This window comes from Micromonospora sp. CB01531 (assembly GCF_001905095.1).
Lineage (GTDB): Bacteria > Actinomycetota > Actinomycetes > Mycobacteriales > Micromonosporaceae > Micromonospora.
Genome location: NZ_LWLS01000032.1, coordinates 1 through 4377, shown reverse-complemented (window position 1 = coordinate 4377; position 4377 = coordinate 1). Strand labels below are relative to the sequence as shown.

Sequence of the window (4377 nt, the reverse complement as noted above, 5' to 3'; positions counted from 1 at the left end):
GTGGCTCTGACCGGCTTATGAAACACGCCTTAGTCCCGCTGAGTAGGCCCGGGGCGCGGTGCCAGGATTACTCCTGGTCCGTTTCCCCGGACCTCTCGCCGAACCCGCCGTGCGCCTCTCAACGCAACGGGCTCTCCACGGTTACTGCCGTTAGGTCTGGGAAGGGACCCAGGGGCTGGGGATCTTGTTGCCGCGGTAGCGGTACCGGGTGACTGGTATCGCTGCAATACGCCGCAGCTCGGTCTCGCCCGTGCTGATCGGTAGCCACCGCCCGGTAGGGGTGGTGAACCGTCGGCGGACGTCCTTCCACTTCCAGCGGTGCCGTGTGCTGAGCATCCGGATCACTCGCCGCCAGGCGAAGTTGTCCAGCATGCTGAACGTGTTCTTCGCGACGGCGTGCTGAAAGTAGTTGGCCCACCCGTGCATGACCACGTTTAACCTGGTCAGCACGTATTCGAGGTCCTGTTGCGACGACCTGCGGGTCAGGGCACGGATCTTTGCCTTCACCGACCGGACGGGCCGGTCGGCGATGAAGGTGTAGACGTACCATTTGCTCGTACCTCGCTTGCGGCGCCACTGGATGCGGAACCCCAGGAAGTCGATCCCGTCGGCCATGTGGGCGATCCGGGTCTTGGCCGGTGACAGCCGAAGACCCATCGGGGCAAGCACATGGCAGACTTCTTCGTGTAGCGCCTCGGCGTCACTCCCGACCCCGTTGATCAGGATGACGAAATCGTCGGCGTAGCGGACCAGCCGCCACGTCGGCAACCCCTTGGCGCGTCGGCCTGCGCGTCGGCCTTCGGTTGACATCGATCCGCCGGGTTTCCACGGCCCGTGCAGGTGCTCATCGAGCACCGACAGGGCAATGTTGGCCAGCAGCGGCGACACGATGCCGCCCTGCGGCGTGCCGGTATGCGTGTCCTGCCGGTCACCCAGTTCGGTGAGAACCCCGGCTTTGAGGAACGCTTTCACCAGCGCCAGCACGCGTTTGTCCTTGATCCGTAACCGGACCCGGTCCATCAAGGCGGTGTGGTCGATCTCGTCGAAGCACGCCTGAATGTCGGCGTCCAGCACCCACCGGTAGCCCTTGCTGCCGTAGAAGTGGATCTCAGCGATCGCGTCCTGAGCTCGCCGCTTGGGCCGGAACCCATAGGAGACCGGCTCGAAGTCGGCCTCGAAAATCGGTTCCAGCACCAGCTTCAGCGCGGCCTGAACGACCCGGTCGGCGATCACCGGTATCCCAAGCCGCCGGATCTTTCCCGACCCGCCAGGTTTGGGGATCTTACGTTCCCGCACCGGCAGCGGTCGGAAGGCACCCGTCTTCAACTGGGTGCGTAGGCCGTCCAGGAACCCGGGAACCCCGATCTGTTCCTCGACGTCGGCGACCGTGAGGCCGTCCACGCCGGGAGTGCGGGCACCCCGGTTGCCTGCGACCCGGTCGAACGCCACCAACAGCGTCGCCGGGTCGTACACGAAGTTGAACAGATCGTCGAACCGGCGGCCGGGCTCGGCCACCGCCCAACGGTGAAGCTTGGCCTGCATCTCCGATACCCGCCGAAACGGCCCAGGTGGGGCTTCATCCGACGGAGCGCCACTGTTCAGCGTTGCATCTTCCGGCATTGCAGCATCCGTCCCTTCTTGAAACCGCTGCCGTCCTTCCCCATGTGCACGGGCTTTCCCCGGCTCGGAGTACTACGACGGCTCCGCCCCACCCCACCGGTTCAGCGGTCGGTGCGCCTATCCCCGACGGTGAGCTGGCTGCCCATCGCCAGGGAACCACGGCCGGGTGGTTCCCGTGTTCACTGTGGTTCGCTCGGCGAAGGAGGAGCCCGACTGTGTCCCAGCGGCATCGCCATGGGTACGCCGCAGACCTTCCCCATGGCCTCCCGGACGGCTTAGGTAGACCCTCCAAGGAGTTCCCGCCGCAACGGCAAGCAGCAGGGACGCACCGCGTCCGGCCCACATCCGCCAGGTTCGAGCCGGTGTCAAGATTGAAGGACGTAACAGCGCCGGTTCCTCGCGTACTCCTCTCCGCCACGCTTGCCGGGCCCGCACCATCTGGCAGTGCTGACACGTCCCGGCGTTGTCAGGGCTGCTCCCACCCTCCCCGGCACCACCCGGATCAGGCTGCCCTCAGCTCCGATCACCTGCTGCGACAGGCAAAAGGCGGCGGTCTCTCACCTCCGCTCGAACCAACAGCGCCTCACGGCGCAAACCACATGCTTGACGAATCCGTCCCAGCACATGTTTGACGGTTGGCCTAGAGGTGGTTGCCCTCGTCCTGCCCGCCGTCCCGGTCGGGCAGCTCGGCGAGAAGCCGTCGGTATTCGGCCTGGCTCCCGATGGCGGCCCGATGTTCGGGATGACAGACGTAGTGCCGGATTGCGGCGGCGAGAAACCGGGCGTCGACGTTGTCCGTGCGCAGTGCGTTCCGGCTCCACGGAACGCCACGCCGCCTCACCATCTGAGGCTTGGCGAAGTCCATCCGAAGCCGCGAGGGGCGGTCGGCACCCGGGCGGACCTGCGCCGCCGGTAGGGCCTCCCACGGCACAGTGAGCGAGCCGAGAACCCAGCTCTGCCGTATGCCGTGAGGACTTAGCTGCGCCCCGTGGCCCCGCCAAGCCTCAACAAATAGCAGCGCGACCAGCACGAGCCAGGGGATACCAAGAACCACGTCGGAGGTCGACGCAATCCCCGCCCTGGTAGAGCGCACCAACGCGCCGATGCTGGCCGAGGCTGGCCCGAGGAAGCCCAAGGCAAGGAACACCTTCCACGCCGGCGCCGGTGTGGCGAAGGCCGGCATCTGCGGCAGCACCACGAAGTAGGCCGGACGGATCCCTATGCCGATGATCGCCAGGACCAGGACCGTCAAGGCAAGGAAGACAAGCGGGAAGAACAGGACCTGTCCCAAGGAGGGCGCGAACCCGACGGCAGCAGCGTTCATGCCTGCCACCAGCAGACCAAGGATCAGAACGACGGACCGATGGCGCACCGTGGCAGTGGAAAGCTTGCCGATCATGCCCGTGACCATACGAGCCGGCGGTTGCATGGCTGGTTGGCCGATCGGTCGACGCTGGACAACCGAATCGTCGATCATGTCGAACGTCTGGTGGGACGCCGATGTAAGCATCAGCTGGGACACGACACCGTACCGGCCACGCGCATTGCCGAATTCCGCTCTATTAGATCAACGCGGCGCGCAAAGCGGGCCGCGCCGGCCCGGCCCCGGCCTGCTGGCGACCTCCGGCCGGCATCGGCCGGGCCGGCCGGCCACACTGACGGACGACCAGGACCATGAAGACCTCGGGGCTCCGCCCCGAACCCCGGCCCTCCTCAGAGATGCCGCCCGCGGATCACCTCGCCGGGCACCACAAGGGCCACCAGCCTCCCCGGACGGGGCCAAGGTCGTTCGGCTGGTGAGGCGCTCCACCTTGTCCCGTCCGGGGAGGCTGGCCGGTCTACGACTGCCCGACGAGGAGATCCGCTGCAACGCACTGCGGTTGGTACTCTCCGTGCCGCAGCGAGAAGGGACGCGCCATTAGCCGCCGCAAACGGGTCTGGATCACCATCGCATCCGTCACGACCGGAGCGTTGGTGGCGGGGGTGCTCGCGCTATTGCTGCCCGACAACTCAGAGCACGCCCGGGAGTATCTGGCTCAGGTGCAGGTAGACCCTGCTTACCGGCAAGTGGGTTGGGGCGGCGGGGCGAACTGTGAGTGCTTCCTTGAGCCCATCTATGTCGGCCCGAGTGACATGGAGCCGGCTCAGGTCTTCTCAGGCCCCGCGCTCACCCTTCGGCCCGACCCTGGATCCTTGGGAGGCTGGGAGCGGCTCCTGGAGGGTGAAGGAGCGAGCCAGGCAAGCGGTCAATGCCGGGTGCATGTGTCTCAGCAGCCGCGTGACCGCGAACCGTTTTACAGATGGAAGCTGTCCACCGACGAGCGCGCTCTCGTGGCGTCCGGCCGTTTGGCAATCCTCGCCCTTTGGGTGGGCTGCGAGCGCGACCCCCACTGACAGAGCGGCCGCGAGGAACCCTGCCGGGCCACCCACGGGCCAGTAACCGTGGCGCGCAGCGGTCATGAGCGGGCACAAGCGGCATTCGGCTCTACCGCCGGCCGCAGGCGTTTCGGGCATCACGGCCCGTTGAGCGCGCTCTTCCAAACGACGGTTGCCGCCCGAGGATGTACGGTCTTCGGCGTGATGGACGAGGGCGAATCTGCCCAGGTGGGCTCCATGGCACCTCGCTGCGGAGTCGCGTGTGGCCTGGTAGGTCACACCCTCGCCATCCTCGTCTTCTTGGGAGTCTTCCTGCTCGACCCCGAGGATCCGGCTGACCGTGCCGCAGCCCTGTCTGCCAGGGTGAGTTGAGGCCAGCGA

At 66.6% G+C, this 4377-nt stretch carries 2 protein-coding genes; both read right to left on the bottom strand.

Annotated features, from left to right (window positions below; translation table 11 throughout):
• Window positions 1–150: 150 nt before the first annotated feature.
• Entirely contained in the window at window positions 151–1542 is a 1392-nt protein-coding gene (gene ltrA, locus A6A27_RS06420; protein ID WP_241825102.1) for a group II intron reverse transcriptase/maturase, read from the bottom strand.
• 718 nt (window positions 1543–2260) lie between these two features.
• Entirely contained in the window at window positions 2261–3019 is a 759-nt protein-coding gene (locus A6A27_RS44170) for a hypothetical protein (protein ID WP_158073959.1), read from the bottom strand.
• Window positions 3020–4377: the final 1358 nt, after the last annotated feature.

Excerpts from the sequence above, each read along its gene's own strand:
- ltrA (WP_241825102.1), bottom strand. The coding sequence starts at position 1,542 with ATGCAGGCCAAGCTTCACCGTTGGGCGGTGGCCGAGCCCGGCCGCCGG.
- A6A27_RS44170 (WP_158073959.1), bottom strand. The coding sequence starts at position 3,019 with ATGATCGGCAAGCTTTCCACTGCCACGGTGCGCCATCGGTCCGTCGTT.